The 20,377-nt window shown below is 46.8% G+C and carries 16 protein-coding genes and 1 pseudogene; all 17 read left to right on the top strand.

Translation table 11 applies throughout. The features are described from left to right. Positions 1 to 222 precede the first annotated feature (222 nt). The 17 genes and pseudogenes from BLW29_RS28880 (at position 223) to BLW29_RS28800 (ending at position 20,321) form a co-directional block, all read left to right on the top strand. A complete protein-coding gene (locus BLW29_RS28880) occupies positions 223 to 1,812 on the top strand; it encodes a type 2 periplasmic-binding domain-containing protein (RefSeq protein WP_090986228.1) in 1,590 nt (529 codons plus the stop codon). A 91-nt stretch (positions 1,813 to 1,903) separates the two neighbouring features. After that, on the top strand, positions 1,904 to 2,803 hold the full coding sequence (locus tag BLW29_RS28875) for an ABC transporter permease (protein ID WP_090986226.1): 900 nt from the start codon (positions 1,904 to 1,906) through the stop codon (positions 2,801 to 2,803). 44 nt (positions 2,804 to 2,847) lie between these two features. Then, the gene (locus BLW29_RS28870) at positions 2,848 to 3,738 is read left to right on the top strand and encodes a carbohydrate ABC transporter permease (RefSeq protein WP_090986224.1); all 891 of its coding nucleotides are present in this window, start codon (positions 2,848 to 2,850) and stop codon (positions 3,736 to 3,738) included. Positions 3,739 to 3,800: 62 nt separating this feature from the next. Beyond that, positions 3,801 to 4,553, top strand: coding sequence for a phytanoyl-CoA dioxygenase family protein (locus tag BLW29_RS28865; protein WP_177186855.1), 753 nt, complete (start codon positions 3,801 to 3,803; stop codon positions 4,551 to 4,553). 578 nt (positions 4,554 to 5,131) lie between these two features. Next, positions 5,132 to 5,968 carry a hypothetical protein gene (locus BLW29_RS28860; protein WP_090986221.1) on the top strand — a complete coding sequence of 279 codons (837 nt, stop codon included), beginning with the start codon at positions 5,132 to 5,134 and terminating at the stop codon, positions 5,966 to 5,968. A gap of 19 nt (positions 5,969 to 5,987) precedes the next feature. After that, the gene (locus BLW29_RS28855; RefSeq protein WP_177186854.1) at positions 5,988 to 7,346 is read left to right on the top strand and encodes an ABC transporter substrate-binding protein; all 1,359 of its coding nucleotides are present in this window, start codon (positions 5,988 to 5,990) and stop codon (positions 7,344 to 7,346) included. Positions 7,347 to 7,503: 157 nt separating this feature from the next. Beyond that, positions 7,504 to 8,874 (top strand): MEKHLA domain-containing protein, encoded by a 1,371-nt coding sequence (locus BLW29_RS31955; protein WP_371264824.1) that lies wholly within the window; start codon positions 7,504 to 7,506, stop codon positions 8,872 to 8,874. A 26-nt stretch (positions 8,875 to 8,900) separates the two neighbouring features. Further along, on the top strand, positions 8,901 to 9,683 hold the full coding sequence (locus BLW29_RS28845) for a GNAT family N-acetyltransferase (RefSeq protein WP_090986217.1): 783 nt from the start codon (positions 8,901 to 8,903) through the stop codon (positions 9,681 to 9,683). A 332-nt stretch (positions 9,684 to 10,015) separates the two neighbouring features. Then, positions 10,016 to 10,479: pseudogene (locus BLW29_RS32200) on the top strand (MEKHLA domain-containing protein). Positions 10,480 to 10,906: 427 nt separating this feature from the next. Next, positions 10,907 to 11,794 (top strand): UTP--glucose-1-phosphate uridylyltransferase GalU, encoded by an 888-nt coding sequence (gene galU / locus BLW29_RS28835; protein WP_090986215.1) that lies wholly within the window; start codon positions 10,907 to 10,909, stop codon positions 11,792 to 11,794. A 38-nt stretch (positions 11,795 to 11,832) separates the two neighbouring features. Beyond that, positions 11,833 to 13,119: a nucleotide disphospho-sugar-binding domain-containing protein gene (locus BLW29_RS28830; RefSeq protein WP_090986214.1), complete on the top strand. Its 1,287-nt coding sequence runs from the start codon at positions 11,833 to 11,835 to the stop codon at positions 13,117 to 13,119. 290 nt (positions 13,120 to 13,409) lie between these two features. Then, positions 13,410 to 14,045, top strand: coding sequence for a GDSL-type esterase/lipase family protein (locus BLW29_RS28825; RefSeq protein WP_090986213.1), 636 nt, complete (start codon positions 13,410 to 13,412; stop codon positions 14,043 to 14,045). Positions 14,046 to 14,132: 87 nt separating this feature from the next. Further along, entirely contained in the window at positions 14,133 to 14,426 is a 294-nt protein-coding gene (locus BLW29_RS28820; protein WP_090986211.1) for a hypothetical protein, read from the top strand. 117 nt (positions 14,427 to 14,543) lie between these two features. Beyond that, positions 14,544 to 15,602 (top strand): Gfo/Idh/MocA family protein, encoded by a 1,059-nt coding sequence (locus BLW29_RS28815; protein ID WP_177186853.1) that lies wholly within the window; start codon positions 14,544 to 14,546, stop codon positions 15,600 to 15,602. 24 nt (positions 15,603 to 15,626) lie between these two features. Then, positions 15,627 to 16,709 carry a Gfo/Idh/MocA family protein gene (locus BLW29_RS28810; RefSeq protein ID WP_090986208.1) on the top strand — a complete coding sequence of 361 codons (1,083 nt, stop codon included), beginning with the start codon at positions 15,627 to 15,629 and terminating at the stop codon, positions 16,707 to 16,709. A 181-nt stretch (positions 16,710 to 16,890) separates the two neighbouring features. Then, a complete protein-coding gene (locus tag BLW29_RS28805) occupies positions 16,891 to 18,630 on the top strand; it encodes a sensor histidine kinase (protein ID WP_090986206.1) in 1,740 nt (579 codons plus the stop codon). 8 nt (positions 18,631 to 18,638) lie between these two features. After that, the gene (locus tag BLW29_RS28800) at positions 18,639 to 20,321 is read left to right on the top strand and encodes a response regulator transcription factor (RefSeq protein WP_090986205.1); all 1,683 of its coding nucleotides are present in this window, start codon (positions 18,639 to 18,641) and stop codon (positions 20,319 to 20,321) included. Positions 20,322 to 20,377 lie beyond the last annotated feature (56 nt).

Here is a 20,377-nt window from a genome sequence, read left to right as displayed (position 1 = left end):
TTGGCAAGAAATGAATCTTTCTCTTGAGGGAAATTGCCGCTATATATAAATGTAACTTGGATATAGAGATACAAATAATGAATACCCGTAAAAAGTGTTTGTTTACCAGCTTATTTATGAATCGTATAGTTTGATTAAGGCGCCAGTTTCACCGTTTTAAAAGTGGTTAAAGAGTTCTTTTTGAAAGCGGTTTCAAAAAAATATTCTTAAGGAGGAAGAAGAATGTACAAACGTGTGCTTGGGATTATATTGACAATTGCCCTTATAATTTCAGTCGCAGCATGTTCAAACTCTGCCCCTACCACCGAGGACCCCAAGGATACGACGAGCAAAGAACCCATCAAGGTTAGAGTGGGACTTCCTGAGATTGTAAACGCTAAGTTCGCACCAGGCGAGGATTACAACAATAATCTCTGGACCAAATTGTTCAAGGAAAAATTCAATATTGATGTGGTAGCGGATTGGGTAACGACTGAGTACGATACGAAGATCAACCTTGCGATTGCATCCGGCGAACTACCAGATATGTTCACGGTAAATATCGTACAACTCAACCAGCTTATGGAAGCTGGTATGCTTGAGGATTTAACGAGTTCTTACGAGGAATATGCCTCACAATCTCTGAGAGATATGATTAAACCAAACCAGGACATCGTTGAAACTGCCATGTTTGATGGTAAGTTAATGGCGATACCTAGACTACACTATGGCGATGAAACATCCACTTCGTTCCTATGGGTAAGAAAAGACTGGTTAGAGGGAACCGGCATTAAAGAAGTCAAAACGATTGAGGATTATGAGAAGCTGATGGAGGCGTTTAAAACGAAAAATGGTGCGAAATTCGGTACCATGCTCGATAAAACCCTCGGTGCATTCTTCGAAATGGCTAGTTCATTCCACGCTTATCCCAAAATTTGGGTGGATGGCCCTGACGGCAAAATCGTCTATGGCGCAACCTTGCCCGAGACTAAAAATGCACTTGCCAAATGGGCTGAATGGTATAAAAAAGGCTATATCAAAAAGGACTTTGCCACAATGGACAGCGCTGCCATGCTGAGGGATGCCTATAATGGAGAAGTCGGGACATATGCACAGCAAAACTGGGCTGGCTGGCAAGTCGGTTCAGACATGGTTAAGAATAAAGGGGATGACACTTACTTTGTGTCCCTGAACCTGCCTAGTATAGATGGCGAAAAAATCTATTATCCAAGACAATTCAGCAACAGCGTATACAATGTTGTCCGTAAGGGCTATAAACACCCAGAGGTACTTGTCGAGCTGATAAACACATACGTTGATGTTCTGGATGACGCCATTGGCAACGGAACCATGACCCTTGAGGAAGTCCTGCCCTTTAACACCAATGAAATGCACCATATCACCGGTCCGTTCAAGGTTGAGTTCGCCCATTATCAAGACATCAAGGATGTATCTTCTTCGGTCATTACGGGTGAAGAGCATCTTGGATCAGGAAATGCGGTGTTGTTCTACAATGAAATCTTAAAATGGAAGAATAATCATGATTTGGTTGGTTTAGGTCGTTATCTTCAGATGGGTTATGAAACATCATCTCTCGCCCTTGGAATCGCTCATGTTGACAATGAACAGATCAAAAAAACCAAGGTATGGGGTGCAATGCCAGAGGTCATGCTTGATTACGGTACCACACTCGATGACCTGCTGACTGAGGGTTATACAAAAATTATCATGGGCCTTGAAGATATCAGCTATTTCGATACCTTGATTGAAGCTTGGAGACACGCCGGCGGTGACGAAGTAACGGAAGCCGTCAACAAGATGTACGGAAAGTAATGAAATAATAATCGGTCAGAGATCTCCTTCTGTCATAGGATGCAAGGAGATTTCTGACAGCGTAAAGTCCGTTTTCTAGGAGGATTCAGCGATGAAATCATTACTGTTTACGTTAAGTAAGCAATGGCCCTATCATCTATTGTTAATCCCCGCGGTTGTCTTGATATTTATATTCAATTACATCCCGCTATATGGACTTATCATTGCATTTCAAAGATACAATCCGTCCATGGGCTTTCATTCTCCTTGGGTCGGTTTCGACAATTTTATGCGTGTGTTTAGCCAGCCCAACTTTGTACAGACAATCTGGAACACTATATTCATAGCAGGGTTCCAAATAATAGGCGGTATTATTGTGCCTGTCGTGTTTTCACTCCTGCTCAACGAGGTGCGCAAAGTTTCGGCAAAGCGTGTTTTTCAAACCATTATCTATTTGCCTTATTTTCTGTCTTGGGTAATCCTAGCAGGCGTTATGATAGATATTCTAAGTCGCGGGGGGATCATAAATACGTTCCTGTCTTTATTTGACATAGGGCCTATTTCATTTTTAGGCGACCCGAAAACATTTCGATGGACCATGATTATCTCAGAGATATGGAAAAGCTTTGGTTTCGGAACTGTTATTTTTTTGGCAGCGCTGACCAGTATAGACCCCGGTTTGTATGAATCAGCTATCGTGGACGGAGCAAAACGATGGAAGCAGACATGGTACATCACCATTCCTTCGATTATGCCCATAATCGTTCTGATGACCATTCTATCACTGGGAAACTTATTGAACGCTGGTTTTGATCAGATCTACAACCTATACTCACCGATCGTTTATTCGACTGGCGATATCATTGACACTTATGTGTACCGTTTGGGTATCCAGCAGGCTCAGTATTCAGTCGCTACGGCGGTCGGAATGTTCAAGTCCTTGATTGCAGCCTTTATGATTTTTATGTCCTATTATCTGGCTGACAAATTTGCCGGTTACAGGGTGTTATAGTTGTTTGTCTACTCATAGAATTCTGAAATGAGGGGATTAAAGACATGGTGAATTATCGATCACCTTCTCGTACAGCTTTTATTGTGTTTAATACGATTGTTCTATCTCTTACAGCTATTGCATGTATTATACCTTTCATTCATCTATTGGCCATATCATTCAGTGGATCTTCCGCTGTTGCAGCTGGCAAGGTTGTTTTCTGGCCTGTTGACTTAACGACAGTATCGTATGAATTTGCCTTCCGGGGCGGTAAGTTTTTACCAGCTTTGTGGGTAAGCATTAGTCGGGTGTTGCTTGGCGTGATCGTAAACCTTGTGCTGATTGTTATAACCGCCTATCCTCTCTCAAAGAATAAGGACAAGGTTTTCGGACGGAATATTTATATGATTTATTTTGTCCTAACAATAATTATTAACGGGGGGTTGATCCCTACCTATATATTAGTCACAAAACTTGGGCTTTTGAATAGTCTATGGTCGCTAATTCTGCCTGGAGCGCTGCCGATATTCAGCATGATCATCATGATGAATTTTATGAGAGGCCTGCCGGAAGAAATAGAGCAAGCTGCAATGATCGATGGAGCAGGCGTGTTTGCTACCTTGTTCCGTGTTATGCTGCCACTGTTGACCCCAGCGTTGGCGACAGTAGGTCTGTTCTCAGTCGTTGCTCACTGGAACGATTGGTTTAGCGGATTGATTTACATGCAAGACAGCAGAAATTATCCTTTGCAGACTTATTTGCATACGCTGATCATTAATTTTGAAGAAGTCATACGTATGGCTCAGGGTGACACTGCTAAGATTCTTGCTTATATGAATGTCCGCACAGGCCGGGCGGCTCAGTTGTTCCTTGCAACAATACCTGTCTTGGTGGTTTACCCATTCATCCAGAAATATTTCACTACAGGATTAGTCCTTGGAAGTGTTAAGGGCTAAATAGTGCGAGAAGTCGGAATATCCCGAGAGCGTTTATGTTTGTTTTATGAGGAGGAATGAACATGGTGATGACGTTTGAAGATGTGACTCGCTATGAAAGAGATGGCTATTTGCTGGTGAATAAGCTATTTACCCGTGAGGAAGTTGACCGAATGATTCAAGAGGTCGAAGGCGGAGGGCGGGTAGCCGGTTCTACATACAGCAACAGTGACAGCCAGGGCCTTAAAGCAAAACTTGCGCTTTGGTTCGAGCTTGGTGCAGATATGTGGTCTGACGTATCAAGCTGCCCGCGCGTAGTTAATGGCGTTCGTATATTATTAGGCGAAGACGCGGCTTTCTTTCATGGAAAAGTGATGCTGAAGGAAGCGCATTCGGGCGGAGCTTGGGAGTGGCATCAAGATTACGGCTATTGGTACGATCAAGGGTTTATATATCCGAATATGATCAGCGTGTTTATTTCCTTAGATGCTGCAACGCGTGAGAATGGATGCTTACAGGTGCTGCGTGGCTCTCATAAGCTTGGCCGGCTGGAGCATGGAAGAGTGGGGCAGCAAACAGGTGCCGATACGAATCGTATTAAGCAAGTGGAGAAGATGTTTGAGCTGGTCCACTGCGAGATGGAACCAGGATCTGCACTGTTCTTTCATAGTAATTTGTTGCACTGCTCTGCTCCGAACTTGTCGGAACGTCATCGGCGTTCATTTATCGTCTGTTACAATGCGACTGGCAATCCGCAGCTTCAAGGAGACAATCTGAAGCATTACACATCTTGCCCGGTAGGTACAGACGATTGGCTGCAGAAGATGTACAAATGATAACAGCGCGGGCCTGCTTTCGCGATATACGGGCAAAATAGTTCAATTACGAATTACGGCAGCTGATTTCACGATCAGCTGCCGTTTTCATTGAAGTAACGGGAGGACAGCTAAATAAGGCTGCAGACACCATTTATAATGCAGGAGTTTCTTGGGTAGACGAGTTAAAATTAACCAAGGACTTACAAGTAACTGAAATCAGTCGCCAAAGTAACGATGATAAAGATTTTACAAACGGTACAGCCAATAAACTGGAAGTGGGTACAAAGATATTCCGAGTTAAAGAGCGGAATGATATATTGATAACTGAAACAGAAAATGGTGACATTAGATTTTATCAATTAGTAGAGGGATAGTTGATCAATAAAATAATAATCTTTTGACGGCAGCCGGATAGGCTGCTGTTTTTTGTGCTACCCAGGAGTTGGGGGGCGATAGGATGGAGCTGCCTTTGATAAATTTTATTATGAGTTCTCGTTTATTTTATTATTTGTTGTACATGGAATAAAACCTTACATTAATTATACAGAGGTAGAGCTTTGCAACTATAGAGCTAGATAAGAGGAGAGAAAACCAGAATGAATGCTGCCCTAGATAATTATTTTCGTAACGCAATTGAAAAAGTGGAACGAGAGGCATGGTTTGATTTATTTGCCGCTGCGCCTGAAGAATATGTCCGACATTCCAAGAATTCGAGTACTCGTATAGGTACGAGTGTTGCCCTCGCGGATCCGGGAACGCCAATCTATGAATTCAACCGGGTTCTAGGATTAGGTAGTGATAATCCTGTAAGCCAAGCGGAACTGGAACCGGCGATTGCCTGGATGAATGAACACGCGGCTCCGTCGTACGCCTTGCAAATTGCACCGGCTGCGCGCCTTGGTACCTTTGAAGAACAAGTTCAAGCAAATGGATTCAATCGTACCGGGAACGGTTTGGCCAAATTCTACCGAGATGCAAGGGCTGCGGAGAGTCATCCCCAGCCATCTTCGATTGAAGTCAAGCTGGTGATACCGCATCATGCTGCAGATTTCGGTTATGCCGTGCAGGCAGGGTTCGGCTTGCCTGCGTCTGTTATCCCGTGGTTCACAGCATTGGTAGGAAGACCCAAATGGAATGTTTACGTGGCATACGATGGTCATCTTCCCGTGGCTTGCGGAGCTATGTTTATGGATCATAATTGGGCTTGGTTTGGTATCGATGCAACCGTATCCGAATATCGCGGCAGAGGAGCCCAGAACGCCATCATTAAACGGCGGATTACGGATGGGATTGATGCAGGAGTTATTGGATTCACTGCGGAAACTGGACAACCGTCCGAAGGAGAAGAGAATCAGAATAAATCTTATTGCAACTACCAGCGTGCAGGATTTACGCGGCAGTACATTCGTCCGAATTATGTAAACAGATCTTGAGAAACGAGGGAATCCAATCGTGATAAAGACGGCATACACGGCGATAGTCATCGCTCTCTTGCTTGCCGCCTGCAGCAATGTCGGAGGTGGCACAGACACGCCGGCCAAGGGATCCGCGATTGGGGCGGCATCCGAACCAGTCAAGCTGACATTCGTCACTTACCTTCTGAGTAATCAGGTGAAAACGATCGCGCAGCAGTACGAGCAGCTGCATCCGAGCATCGATATTAACCTTCTGGCTACGCCGACATCCGGGAAGGATCTGGGCGAAGCGCTGGCGTACCGGGATAAATTCGTGACCGTAACCAATACCACGATGCTCGCTGGTAAAGGCCCTGATTTGGTGGAGCTGGATGTATTGCCCTTGGATGCTTACATCCGCCGCGGTCTTCTCGTCGAACTGGACGAGCTGTTGAAACTCGACGACTCGTACCGCTCCGAAGACTATTTCGCCAACGTGCTGGATCACGCGACAACCGGAGGCGGGCTGTATGGCATGCCGCTGTACTTTTCGCTTGTCGGCTTCATCGGCGATGACGAGGCCATCGGCAAGACAGGCGTGCAGATTGACGACAGCCGCTGGACCTGGGCGGATTTTGCCGAAATCGCCAAGCAGTTGCAGCAGAAGGGTACGATGCAGCATGTACTTATCAGCCTCCCGTCGGTGCTGCTGCGCGAGATGGTCGCTGAGAGTTACTCTACGCTGGTCACGGATAAGAACGGCAAGCAATCCTTCGACGGGGAGTTGTTTGCCGGCCTCATGCAGCAAGTGAAGGCGTTATTCGATGATGGTCTGGCATTCGACTTGGTCAAGGACGGAGGAGGCCGGGGAAGCGAGACTTCTCGTCATGCGAAGGCGTATTTCAACGCTAACACGATCGGTTCGTTTGGCAACCTTCTCACGAATGGATTAGATGCGCATCCGAAGCTCTATACGAAGCCGCATCAAGACGGAGCTAATGCAGGCGGCTTCTTCGAGACCTACGGCATGGTCGGTATCAACGCGAAATCCTCGCACAAGAAGGAGGCATACGAATTTCTACGCTTCCTGATGGAGCAGCAGACCAAGACGTATGACGGAGTGGCAGGGGGCAATCGCGGCTTCCCGATTAATCAGCTTGCTTATGACAAGAGCGCGGCCAAACTGCTGGCTGCCGGTACGTTTCAGACGGACTCTGGAACTGCCGTCGCCGTCCAGGAAGAGCTGTTGAAGCAACTGAAGAGCAAGCTAGCGAACGCCGAAAACTGGGTTAGGACGCCTTCTGATCTCGACAATGTGATCATATCCGAATCCGAGGCATTCTTCAGCGGACAGAAGACGGCACAATCGGTCGCGCAGATTGTAGAGAGCAAGGCGGATTTGATTTTGAACGAATAGGTTGTCTCCCGATTAACAGCGGGCTATTTTAGCCCATCTTCTCCTCATAACCATTTGTTATCCCCCACCTAACCTAACGATAGTACAAACAATAGCCGTATCATGATACATTATGGCAATTGCTATAGCGCATGAATAGCAGCTATTAATTGCGTAAATGGAAGGAGAAGTTATGGTTGATTTTGAATGGTACAGAAGTTTTATTGCCATTTATAAACACAGTTCGGTTTCAGAAGCCGCGAGGACCCGGATTATGACGCAGCCGGCGATGAGCCAGCACCTCGCCTCGCTTGAAGCTAGAGTCGGTGAACAACTGTTCTTTCGAACTTCGCGAAAATTAGTTCCAACTGAACGCGGTAAGCAGCTTTATGCTCATGTTGCACCTCATATTGAGGCATTAGACGAGAGAACGATGGAATTAAAGCATAATTTGTCTCCATTAAGGAACACGATTAGAATCGGTACGACGCCTGAGTTGTTTGCCGAGATTGTTATGGCTTCTTTGTCCCAAATGGAATGGAATATCGTTTCCTATTTCGGTGATACCGAACAACTATTGGAGCTTCTGAAAGAAGAACGTGTGGATGTCATATTAACGCCAAGGAAATTCGTAACACCAGGCATTGAGTACGTGCGGCTGATGCAGGAAAGTTTTGTCGTTGTTGCTCCTTATGAAACCGTTGTGCCTGAGTTTACGCATTTGAAGGATATGGAGAGCTGGCTTTCGGAGCAACGATGGATCAGCTATGGTCTGGAACTCCCTATTATAAGAAGGTATTGGAAAGAAATGTTCAAAAAAGGGCCGTTAATTAATCCAACCCATGTCATTCCAAGCATGCCGTTAATCTTAAAAGCGATTGAAGAAGGTGTGGGAATAAGCCTGCTTCCGGTCCATATGCTGAAGGATCAGGAAACAACAAAGCCTAGGTGGAAGTTGGTTTTTGAGCATATGACCATTCATAACGATTTGTTAATCGGCATTAAGTCCAAGCAGAAGCATGTTCTGGTCATCAATGATTTCATCAAATGTTTATGCGAACATCATAAGAATCATAGTAATGACAGTAAAGAACTTGTCGGAATTGGAGCGACAAATGAGTATGCTCGTTTAATCATAGATAGCTACGAGCGTCTGACAGGGAGAATGCTCTTAGACGAGAAGGCGATGCCAGGCAATGAATTCAATCAGCTGTACCATGCTCCCGTTGTCGTACTGTCTCATGGGCCGGAAGCGGATCCGATTCTGAATTATAGCAATCTTGCCGCGCAGGAACTGTGGGAAATGGATTGGAGTGCTTTCATGGGCACGCCGTCAAGATGGACGACAGAGGCACTGGATAGGGAAGAGCGGGATGGCTTATTTAGAGCTGTAGATGAACATGGATACGTTGATAATTATACGGGAATACGGATTTCCAGCACGGGCAGAAGATTCTATGTCGAGCAGGCTACGGTGTGGAATTTGATCGACGAGCGTGGTGTGAAGCATGGTCAAGCCGCCGCTTTTCGGGAGTATCGCTATATTTAACTCGGACAACAAGGAGAGAGCTGTTGATGACTAGTATTAGGAAAGAATTGATCGTGGATAATTATGTGAAAGCATATGAGCAGTTGAGCAAATGCAGCGGGATGTTTACATTCGTTCAAGAAGACCGTATTCAGCGTTGCGAATCCAATATTCCATTAGGTCCCATTAACAGTGTATTAACCTATCAACGCTCTGAAACCAAAGACCCAATTGACGAAGTGAAAGAACTGGAAGATGCTTATGCCGCAGAAGGAAGGAAGCTCATTTGGCTGACTTATTCGCATCAACCGGATGAACTCGTTGAGCAGGCTTTGCAGGTTAATGAGTTTCAATCCATAGAAGAGATGACAGGTTTCGGATTATTGCTGGAAGATTGGACCTCCGATCTATTTATTCATGGATTGGACGTCCGTCCCGTTCAATCGGAGGCAGAGCTTGAATCCTACCGAGCCTTAGCTTTAGCCGGTTTTGAAATTCCTGATAATATGGCGGACATTTTCAGTAAAATATTCGTTGATGGGCCCACTCAGGACAAGGCTTTCCACCACTATGTAGCCTATATGGAAGGTGAACCGGTAACTACCCTTACGACGTTCGAGGCGGATGGGGTTGTCGGTATTTATAATGTCGCAACACCAGCTGGTCATCGTAGAAGAGGCTATGCTAGAACAGCTATTGCTCATGTATTGCGCGAGCTGCAACACCGTGGTGTCAAAGAAGCGGCCATTATTGCGACTCCGATGGCCATGAGCGTTTATCCCTCAGTGGGATTTAAGGAAGAATTCAAGATCCGAGTTTATTCAAAATAGAGATGTCATAGTTCGAGTTTGAACAATCACACAGAGAGAATGCCCTTGAAGGCGGTAGGCGAGAAGCTGACTGCCTTTTTGTGTTTGATAATTTATGGAATTATTTCCGTGAAAAATATAATTTATTTTATATCCATCACATTATTTTGTGATTTGTTGCATATGTAATATAACCTTACACTAATTATACAGAGTAACTATCAGTAAATTTGATTATAGGAGAAGAGAAATTAAATAAAATGAAAAATTAACAATAAATATTAATTTTGTGAATGTAATCGAAATGAAAGCAAATATCTATCTGAATTTCGTATGGACAGGAGAACACTACCATGGAACTTACAGGAATCGGCGCGACCAACGAACATGCCCGCTTAATCATTGATAGCTACGTGCGCTTAACAGGGAAGAAGCTGTCAGAAGGAGGAGATGCATTACCAGGCAAGGAATTCGAATGGCTGTATCATCTGCCTTTCGTTGTCTTGTCTCACGGGCGGGATCCGGATCCGGTACTCAATTTCGGTAACCTGACAGCTCAGAACCTATGGGAAATGGATTGGCGCACTTTACGGTCACGCCATCGCGATTGACGGCCGAACCAATGCGGCGTGAGGTACGCGACGACTTTTTGAAAACAGTCACTAAACAAGGTTTCGTCGACAAATACTCAGGCATACGGATTTCCAGTACAGGCCGAAGCTTCTTCATTGTGGATACGACAGTATGGAATCTGATCGACGAAAACGGTCATAACCATGGACAAGCTGCTATGTTGCTAGAGTATAGGTACATTTGAACCAAAGCACGGATCCTAAGGAAGGCATTTTTTTCCAAAGTCAGAGGTTTATATAGATGTTTTTATCGGTTTCCTCTTTGAGTTGTACAAACTACACGACAAATCGAAGTCTTCCGAGAAAAAAGGTAGTTCACGTGTATAACATGCATTTGAAATACGGATAACCTGCTATATTCACCCGAAAGAAAGGTATGAATTGTACTTTGTACACGTCAACCGCCATTTGAGACCAGAAAGTAGCGAATGTGTTGTACTCCTTACACGTCATCTTCGATTTGCGTGACAGGTGATCTCTCGCAGGCAGGCAGAGAGCAATGTCACAATTCAATAGAATCGCTATGATCGCTAGTCAACCTAAGTTCTTCAGTGCCTCGATATGGCAGTTGTCTATTTTCACAGATCGATTTGGAATTGGAGAGCGAAAGAAATGAAAAAAGTCAAAAAAGCAATCATTCCCGCAGCCGGACTAGGTACGCGGTTTTTGCCGGCTACGAAAGCGATGCCTAAGGAAATGCTCCCCATTATTGATAAACCGACGATTCAATATATTGTCGAAGAGGCCGTGGAATCCGGAATCGAGGATATCATCATCGTGACGGGAAAGGGGAAACGAGCGATCGAAGATCACTTCGATTCCGCGTTCGAACTGGAGCAGAACTTAATCGAGAAGGGCAAGTTGGAACTGCTGAAAGAAGTGCAGCGATCCTCGAAGGTGGACATTCATTATATACGGCAAAAGGAACCGAAAGGTCTGGGGCATGCGATCTGGTGCGCGAGGAAATTCATCGGGAACGAACCTTTCGCCGTGCTGCTGGGGGATGATATCGTCGTTGCAGATACACCGTGCTTGAAACAATTGATTCAGCATTACGATAAGACTGGTTCATCTATCATAGGCGTACAGTCTGTTCCCGAAGAAGAAACACAGCGTTACGGCATTGTTGATGGAACCAGAGTCGGATCCGAACTTTTCCGAATCAACGATTTAGTCGAGAAACCGGCGTTAGGAGAAGCGCCTTCTAATATGGCCATCATGGGCCGATATGTATTGACTCCAGAAATATTTGACTATTTAAGCCTATTTGAAACGGGATCCGGTGGAGAGATTCAGCTGACCGATGCCATGCGCAAGTTAAATATGATCCAGTCTATGTATGCCTATCCATTCCACGGAGTTCGATACGACGTCGGCGAGAAACTCGGCTTTATTCTGACGACGCTCGAATTTGCGCTTCACAATGACGAACTCCGGGAGCCGCTTATCAACGCGTTAAAGGACGTTCTTCACCGCGAACAAGTGAACATTAAATACTAGATCTTACTATTAAAAACTAGAATTGGAGACGAGAAATCATGGCTAAATTTTTATTCGCAGTTGTGCCTATTCATGGTCACATCAGTCCCGGGTTGCCGATCGCACGTCAATTAGTGGAACTGGGTCATGAGGTGATGTGGTACAGTACCTCGAAATACCAGCAAAAGATAGAAATGACCGGCGCTCGCTTTACTAAAGTGCAGGCAGCTAAGGATTATGATGATAGCCGATTGGAAGAGTGGTTTCCCGGAAGAGCTGATTATGCCGGAATCAATCAGCTCAAATTTGATTTAAAGCATATTTTCACGGATGAAATGATTGGGTACAATGAGGATTTAACAGGAATTCTGAGGGATTTCCCTGCCGATGTCGTAATCACGGATTCAGCATTCACAGGGATGCTTCCTATGCAGCTGGCTGGCAAGGCTCCCAAAACAGCTGTATACGGTATTCTGCCTTTAACGCTGAGCAGTCGCGACGTTGCGCCTTATGGGCTGGGGATTTCGCCAAACGCAACCGCCATGGGGAGAATTCGCAATCACCTGTTGCGCGGTCTAGTGGAGAAGATTGTTTTTGGTGACGTACAGAAGCATATCAATAAGTTAATGTTCAGCCTGGGCCTTCCCAAGCTGCCGCATTTCTTGATGAATGCGCCGGCCATGATGAGCGACCTGTTCCTTCAGGGGACAACCGCTTCTTTTGAATATCCGCGCAGTGATCTTCCTGCTAACGTAAAGTTTGTCGGACCCTTCTTGCCGGCTCGGCCGAACGAGTTTACCCCTCCTTCATGGTGGGAAGAACTGAAGGATCGTACGGTAGTTCATGTGACGCAAGGTACGATCGCTAACGAAAATTTCCATCAGCTGCTTATTCCTACGATTCAAGCACTAGCCCAGGAAGATGTGCTGGTCGTAGCCACTACAGGCGGCAAACCAACGGATAAACTGAATATTCCGCTGCCTAGCAATGTGCGGCTGGAAAGCTTTATTCCGCATCATGAGCTGCTGCCTTATGTGGATGCAATTGTCACGAACGGCGGATACGGCGGCGTGCAGATGGCGATTAATTACGGCGTACCTCTCGTCACAGCAGGTAAAACCGAGGATAAACCCGAGGTATGTGCGCGCGTGCAATGGGCAGGCGTAGGGGTTAATTTGAAGACCGGACAGCCGAGCAAAGAACAAATCCTGCATGCAGTCAAGGACGTGCTGAACAAACCGCACTACAAAGCAAACGTTTCGCGTTTGTCCAAAGAATTTCAATCGGCTGATGCCATTGGTGAAACAATGAACTACCTCGTTCAGTTGGCTGACTCCGATAAGTAAGCTTGACGGAAATAATAGAGAGAAACGAAAGTGTCCACCTTTGCTGCTTGCAAAGAGGGGCTCTTTTTAATTGTTTCTTATAGACTGATCCAACTGCCGATTTAATTTAAACAACTGATTCCGAAATGGTTATATACCTCATTTTGTAGAAACTTGTACGAAAAAGAATATCAGTGATACACTTGCAATATTATTAGTCATTTTTACCAATTTCCGCATCTAATAGGAGGTTGTTATAGAAGACTAAAAGGTGGCATGAGCCACAATTATCTATAGCGGGAGTGATCGAGATGAATCCTAAGCAAAGAGAATACCGTATGCTGAACCAGCACGCTCTTAAAGGGCAAATCTTATTCGTAGGCTCTTCTCTGATGGAAGGATTCCCGATTTACGAAATGCAGCTGACGTTGAATCTTGGTCTTGATCGCGTCATCTATAATCGTGGAATTGGCGGCACGACGACCGCGGACCTGCTGCAATCGATGGATGATTGTATCTTTGATTTAGAGCCAAGCAAGCTCTTTATTAACATCGGCTCGAACGATATCGCAGGAGCTGGGACGGAAGGGTACAGCAAAGACACCTTGCTTGTGAACTACAATAACATTTTAAATCAGATTAAAGTACGGTTGCCGCAATGCGAAGTATTCGTGATGGCCTACTATCCCATCAATGCACAAGCAGACTTCGGACTTGATATCACCGAGAAGAAATCGATGTTTGCCACCCGGACAAACGCCAACCTTCTAGAGGCGAATGAAGCAATCGAACAATTAGCTAAGCAGCATGGATATTCTTATATTAACGTGAACGAAGGCTTAGCAGACGAGAACGGTAACTTGATGCCGGAATTCACCGTAGAAGGCGTTCATTTATGGCCCAACGCCTACACGGTCATTCTCAATAATTTGAAGAGACATTTATAAAAGGTTTCCAGCACGTGTAGTCGCAACCATCGTGCTCGTACATTCGTCAGTAATTAGGGGGAAATACGATTTATTGTGGAGGTACATATGAAACTGCTGGCATTCTTAACTCGTGCGTTATTAACGCTCGCAACACTCGGCGCACTGCTGTTGCTCGCCATCGCTTTTCTATTCAACGATACTAACGAGTCAGCTATTAAGCTGCTTTCCATTTGGGGAGGATATGCGCTTGTCGGAATCATCCTGATTATCGTGAACGAGATTATGCTGCGAAGTGCTAAAGCGAATCATTCGTTCCGGAGGATTTACGGCCTTATTTGGGCAGCCATCGCGGTCGTGGGGATTTGCGCTTGGGTGATATCCGCATATTTCATGAGCTGAATGTGAGATGTACTATTTTTTAGGAGATTCAGTATGGTAAATTGAAAGAGGTCCTAGTGGAGCTGAAGCGGAACGGTTTTGGGTGAAATTATGCTTGGATAAATGAGGAGGAGCTTCATGAAGAAAATGACTGCATCAGTCGTCGGCGGGGGAGCCGGCGGGCAGCTCAGCATGAATGCCTTGCACAATTCAGAGCATTACGAGTTAGTAGCCATCGCAGATATTCGGCCGGAAGTGTGTGAGAAACTGCAAAAACAATATCCCGGCATCCGCACTTATTTGGATCATAACGAGATGTTTAACGACTGTCCCACAGATGTCGTATGCGTAAGCACCTTCCCGCCTTCTCATGAAGAAGTGGCGCTGGACGCGCTCAAGCTTCCCCTTAAGGGGATTCTCGTGGAGAAACCACTTGGTCATACGGTGGCGTCAGGCCGGCGGATTCTGGAAGAAATCAAGAAGCGTGATTTGCCAATGGCTGTGCCGCATGGCATGGTGGCGAAGAGGACACCTCTGGAAATCATAAGGCGCGTGAAGGGCGGCGACATTGGAGAGCTCAAGCTCGTAGAAATTCAAAATACGAATTGGGATATCATCAATGCCGGCATCCACTGGCTTCATTTCTTCGTGCAATTGACGGGGAACGAACCCATGGACAATGTGATGGGGATTTGTGAATCCAGTACACGAACTTATCGTGATGGGATGCAGGTGGAGACAACTGCAGTCACGTATGGGCAAACGAAGAGTGGAATCCGTGTAGTCATGAATACGGGGGACCACGTGCGGATTAACACCGAGGGAAAAGATACGGTATTTCGTCTAATCGGAACTGCGGGACAGATTGAATTCTGGGGCTGGGAGAACGGCTATCATATTCTGAATGCTGAGTTTCCGAAGGGCGAGCTTATGATCCCCGAAGAGCTGGCCGTTACGGGACATCAGGCGCATCTCGAGAATATGGCTCGCAGAATCGAGCACGGCGAATCGGATTATTCGATCCCGGAGAGCTCCTTATTGGCACTTGAAATTGTGGAAGGCGCGTACATATCCAGCAGACATCGCTGCAAGGTTACGTTCCCCGTTGATACATTCGAAGCACCGGTTGAACCGGATTGGAATCCGGGTATTGCATATAGCGGAACCGGCGGAGGCCGAGACGGTAGGAAGCTCTAGTGAAATGACGACGGAGGGATAGAGATGAGTCGAATTCGATTTGCCATTGTTGGCGGCGGCTGGCGTACGGAATTTTATCTGCGTATTGCCAAGGAACTCCCCGAACAGTTTGAAGTGTGCGGTGTCGTAGTGCGAAATGAAGAGAAAGCGAAGAAGCTGGCAGCTGCGTGGCAAGTGCCGGTCTACCGCACCACTGCCGCGATGCTGGAGCAAGCCGATCCGCTGTTTGTCGTATCGTCGGTTCCCTGGGATGCGAATCCGGGCGTAATCGAAGAATTAGCACAGGCAGGAATGCCGGTTCTATCCGAGACGCCGCCGGCACCGGATGTAGAAGCACTTATTCGTCTGCATGAGAAGTTTGGCGACAGCCGCATTCAAGTGGCTGAGCAGTATCTGTTTCAACCGCTTCACGCAGCTCGCATTGCAATCGCGCAGTCCGGTAAGCTTGGAGCGGTGTCGCAAGCCCAGGTATCGGCCGCGCACGGGTATCATGGCATTAGCCTTTTGCGCCAATTACTTGGCATTACGTTCGAGAACGCAGTCATCCAAGCTTCACGGTTTCGTTCACCGCTGGTGAATGGACCGGGCCGAGACGGCAATCCCAAGGTACACAAGCTCATCGATTCCGATCAGGTCATAGCCTCGCTCGCATTCGATGGGAAACTAGGAATCTACGATTTCACAGGGGATCAATACTTCTCATGGATTCGCAGTCAACGTCTGCTGGTACGCGGGGAATCCGGTGAAATCAACAATAAGGAAATTCGGTACTTGAAGGATTATCTGACACCGATCGAGATGGAGCTGCGCAGACAGAATGCAGGGGAGAACGGGAATCTCGAAGGCTATTATTTCAAAGGCATCCTTGCCGGTGAAGAGTGGGTCTATCGCAATCCGTTCACGCCGGGCCGATTGACGGATGATGAAATCGCGATCGCAACCTCGCTCGCGAAGATGGCCGAATATGCGAATGGCGGGCCAAGCTTCTACAGCTTAGCAGAAGCGGCGCAGGATCATTATTTGAGCATCAAGATCAATGAGGCGCTCGAAACAGGCATGCCGGTACAAACGGAAACACAGCCGTGGGCTGCTTCGAATACGCGATAATCCAAGGCATACTTCGATATACAAAGAGTCAGCAGAGAACCTATGGTTCTCACGCTGGCTTTTTTTTTGCATTCTGGCAGCTTACTTAATTGCAGTGCAAATTTTTTGTAAATGAGTGATAATGTGACAAAAGGCAACAGGATCCAGTAGCAGAAGGGAAAGATGAGGGGATGAGTCGCCTATGAAAAGGAAGGTTAGACTGGCAAATCTGCATGTGTATCAGAAGGTTATTCTTATTTTCATCTTGCTGATCGTTCCCCTGCTCCTAATCAATCTGCGCATGAATACAACAGGCGCATCCTTCATCAAGAAAGAATATACGAACTCCATTAACTCCAACGTAAAGTTCTATTCCCGTCAGCTCAACGATCAAATTGCATTTATCCGTAATTTGCAGCTTCAGTTCATGAATGATTCTGATCTGCAGAAGCTGAGTTTCATTGGCAAGCGATTAGAGGGCTACGAACAATTTCAGCTCGTGAATCGCGTGCGGGAGCGGCTGTTATTGATTCAGAACTCAAGTGAATTCCTAGTAAACAGCGGCGTGTACGTGAAGTCGTTGGAGAAGACTTTTTCTGTCAGGGCCGGTATTAAGGATCTGCCAAACGCGGAATACGAGGCAATAGCTTCATACCGAGAGTCCGATCAGACACAACCCTTCTACAGCAAAGGCGGCAGGCTGTACTTTATTGCTTCAAGCAACAACGGCCGAATTGTTTCGTACATGGAGATCTCCAAGCCGAAGCTGGAAGAGACGCTGCGCCGATTTGTGGAGAACTATGAGGATTCAGGCGCTGCGCTCACCAATGATGATTTTACAACGACGATCGCGGTGAAAATGGACGAGAACATCTTCAATCAGATTCAGCAGCATATCGGCAGCAGAGGTACGCTAGAAGACCCCATCCGCACAGATACGCTGAGGCTCGGCAAGCACAAATATCTGATTACATCGAGCGGTATTGAGATGTTCGGGATGACGATCTTCACCTATATCAATCAGAACGAAGTGCTCGGGCCGATTCGGACGTTTAATTTCTGGTATATTATCCTGTCCACGGTTTCCGTAGGCGTTCTGGTCGTCTTCTCCTTCTCGGTCAATGTCATGATTCATCGGCCGCTTAAGCGATTGATTCAAGCTTTCAAAATACTGGAAACCGATAATTTGAATATATCCATTCGTCCGCAAGGGGATATTGAATTCGGTTATCTCTATCGAAGCTTCGACCGTATGGTAGACAAGCTAAGAGGCTCCATTCAAGAAAACTATGAACAGAAAATCGCCCTGCAGCACTCCGAATTAAAGCAGCTCCAATCCCAAATCAATCCCCATTTTCTATACAACAGCTTCTTCAATATTTACATGATCAGCAGAAGCGGCGACGCGGAGAACGCGGCAACGCTGGCACAAAGGCTCGGCAGCTATTATCAATTTATTACACGCAGCGGGAGCGACGAGGTCACGCTGGAACAAGAATATCGGCATGCGGTGGATTATTGCGACATTCAGGGCATCCGGTTCTCGAATCGAATTACCATCGAAGCGGCTAAGCTGCCTGAGATGTGTAAGCCACTGTTGGTACCGAGGTTGTTGATTCAACCCGTCGTGGAGAATGCCTTCGAGCATGCCTTCGAGGATGGCATGAGACGGGGGAATGTCTCCGTAACCGTGGAGTACGAGGACGATACGCTGTGCATTTCCGTGGAAGACGACGGCGACACTTTAACGGACGAGGCGCTTGAGCTGCTTCGCGAGCGGCTTGCCGATGTATCTGCTTCGGAAGAGAAGACCGGCTTGTTCAACGTCTGTAGGCGCATCCGGCTCAAATTCGGGCAGAGCAGCGGCATCTTTGTTTCTCGCAGCGCACTCGGCGGGCTAAAGGCTGACCTTATCATTCACTTTAACGAGATGGGAGTTTGAGAGATTCCATGTATCGATTACTCATTGTAGACGATGAACCGGCTATCGTTGACGGCCTTGTGCAGCATTTTCAGCAAGTGGAGTCTTTAGAGCTCGACGTATGTAAGGCGTATTCGCCACTTGAAGCACTCGGCATTGTGAAGAAAACCAAGATCGATCTGGTCATCAGCGATATTCGGATGCCGGGGAAGAGCGGCTTGCAGCTCGCGGACGACATTCTATTCTACTGGCCGGCTTGCCGAATCATCCTGCTGACGGGCTATAGCGAATTCGACTATGTGTATAGCGCCATTCAGAAGAATATAGACAATTACATATTGAAGACAGAAGGCATCGAGACCATCGTGGCGGCTGTTCTTGCTGCCATTGACAAGCTGGATCAAGCGAACCAAATGCAGGCAGCACTCGAGCAGGCTAAGCAGCAGCTGACGGTAGCAGAGCCTCATCTCAAGAAACAGTTTTTCGAAGCGCTGCTGCTCGGGGAGAAAGCGCTCGATCTGTGGCAGGCTCCTTATTTTGCAGGATTGTCCATGAGACTGAGCCGTTCAGATCAAGTGATGATGATCGTCGGGAGAATGGATCGCTATGATCAAGTTCTCACTTATACGGATAAATTAAATTTGCACCTGTCCATTCAAGAGGTACTGCAGCAGCAATTGCCTTCGCACTTCCATATGGAGTCGGTCGTGCATGACTCGTCCTTACTCGTGTGGTTTATTCAGCCTGCGGAGGAAGCGGGCATGTTTAAGAGCGGTGAGGGGATCACGCAATGGGCAGATATCTCGGAGTATCTCAAGGGGATGCTGGAGCCCGTTCAAGATCAATGCCGCATCGCGTTGAATGCGGACGTATCGTTTGCGATCAGCCGCGCTGCGGTGGATTGGGACGGGTCGGCAGCGGAATTCGAACGATTGAAGTCGTCGATGAAGAAATGCTCGCTCTTCGGTCAGCCCATGTCGATTATTCATCTGGGCGATATGGATGAAGTCATTCAAGCAGAACGGCCTCACCCATCGGCGGAGCTGTCCACGGGGATGTTCAATAAGCAGCTGGATGCCTTGCAGCGGAGCTTGGAAACGGGAGATGAGGGGGCTGCTGCTAAGCTGACTTCGGAGCTCTATGCCCATGTTGAGGTGAATCTCTCTTCAAATTCGCTTATCGGCATGGAAAGATACTATCAATTCGTGCTTGTTATTATTACGCAAATGACGCAGGTTCGCCCTTCGGGAGCATCGGATGATGAAGCATGGACACTTGACCTTGGCGCGTCGGAGGAGCAGTTGTTAGCGCTTGTCCATAAGCTATGTGCGCAGAAGAAGGAACAGCAGAATAAAGGCGAGCATCTCATTATTGAACGGATCCATCGGTTTATCGCGGAGCATTTAGGCCGTGATTTGTCGCTGGCGAGAATAGCGGAGGCGGTTTATTTTAACCCTTCGTATCTGTCCCGGTTCTATAAACAGCTGACAGGAAGGACGCTGTCGGACTATATGAATGCGACGAGGGCAGATGCTGCGAGGCAGATGCTGGAGGAAACGCAGATGAAAGTGAATGAAATCGCGCTGCGGCTCGGCTTCGAATCTCCGTCGTATTTCACGGCCTTTTTCCGGAAAATGACGGGCAGCACGCCTCAAGAATTTCGGGAGTCGGTCCTATTGCGAAGAGATCGTAAAGAAAACAGAAGCATGTAAAGATGTTTATAGAGCGAGCCCCCTGCCGCTCAATTTATGATGAAGTAGTAAGGTCA

Source organism: Paenibacillus sp. CF384 (genome assembly GCF_900106745.1).
Classification (GTDB): Bacteria; Bacillota; Bacilli; order Paenibacillales; family Paenibacillaceae; genus Paenibacillus_Z.
The sequence above is the reverse complement of the archived record's forward strand: the minus strand, read 5'-3'. Positions and strand labels throughout refer to the sequence as shown.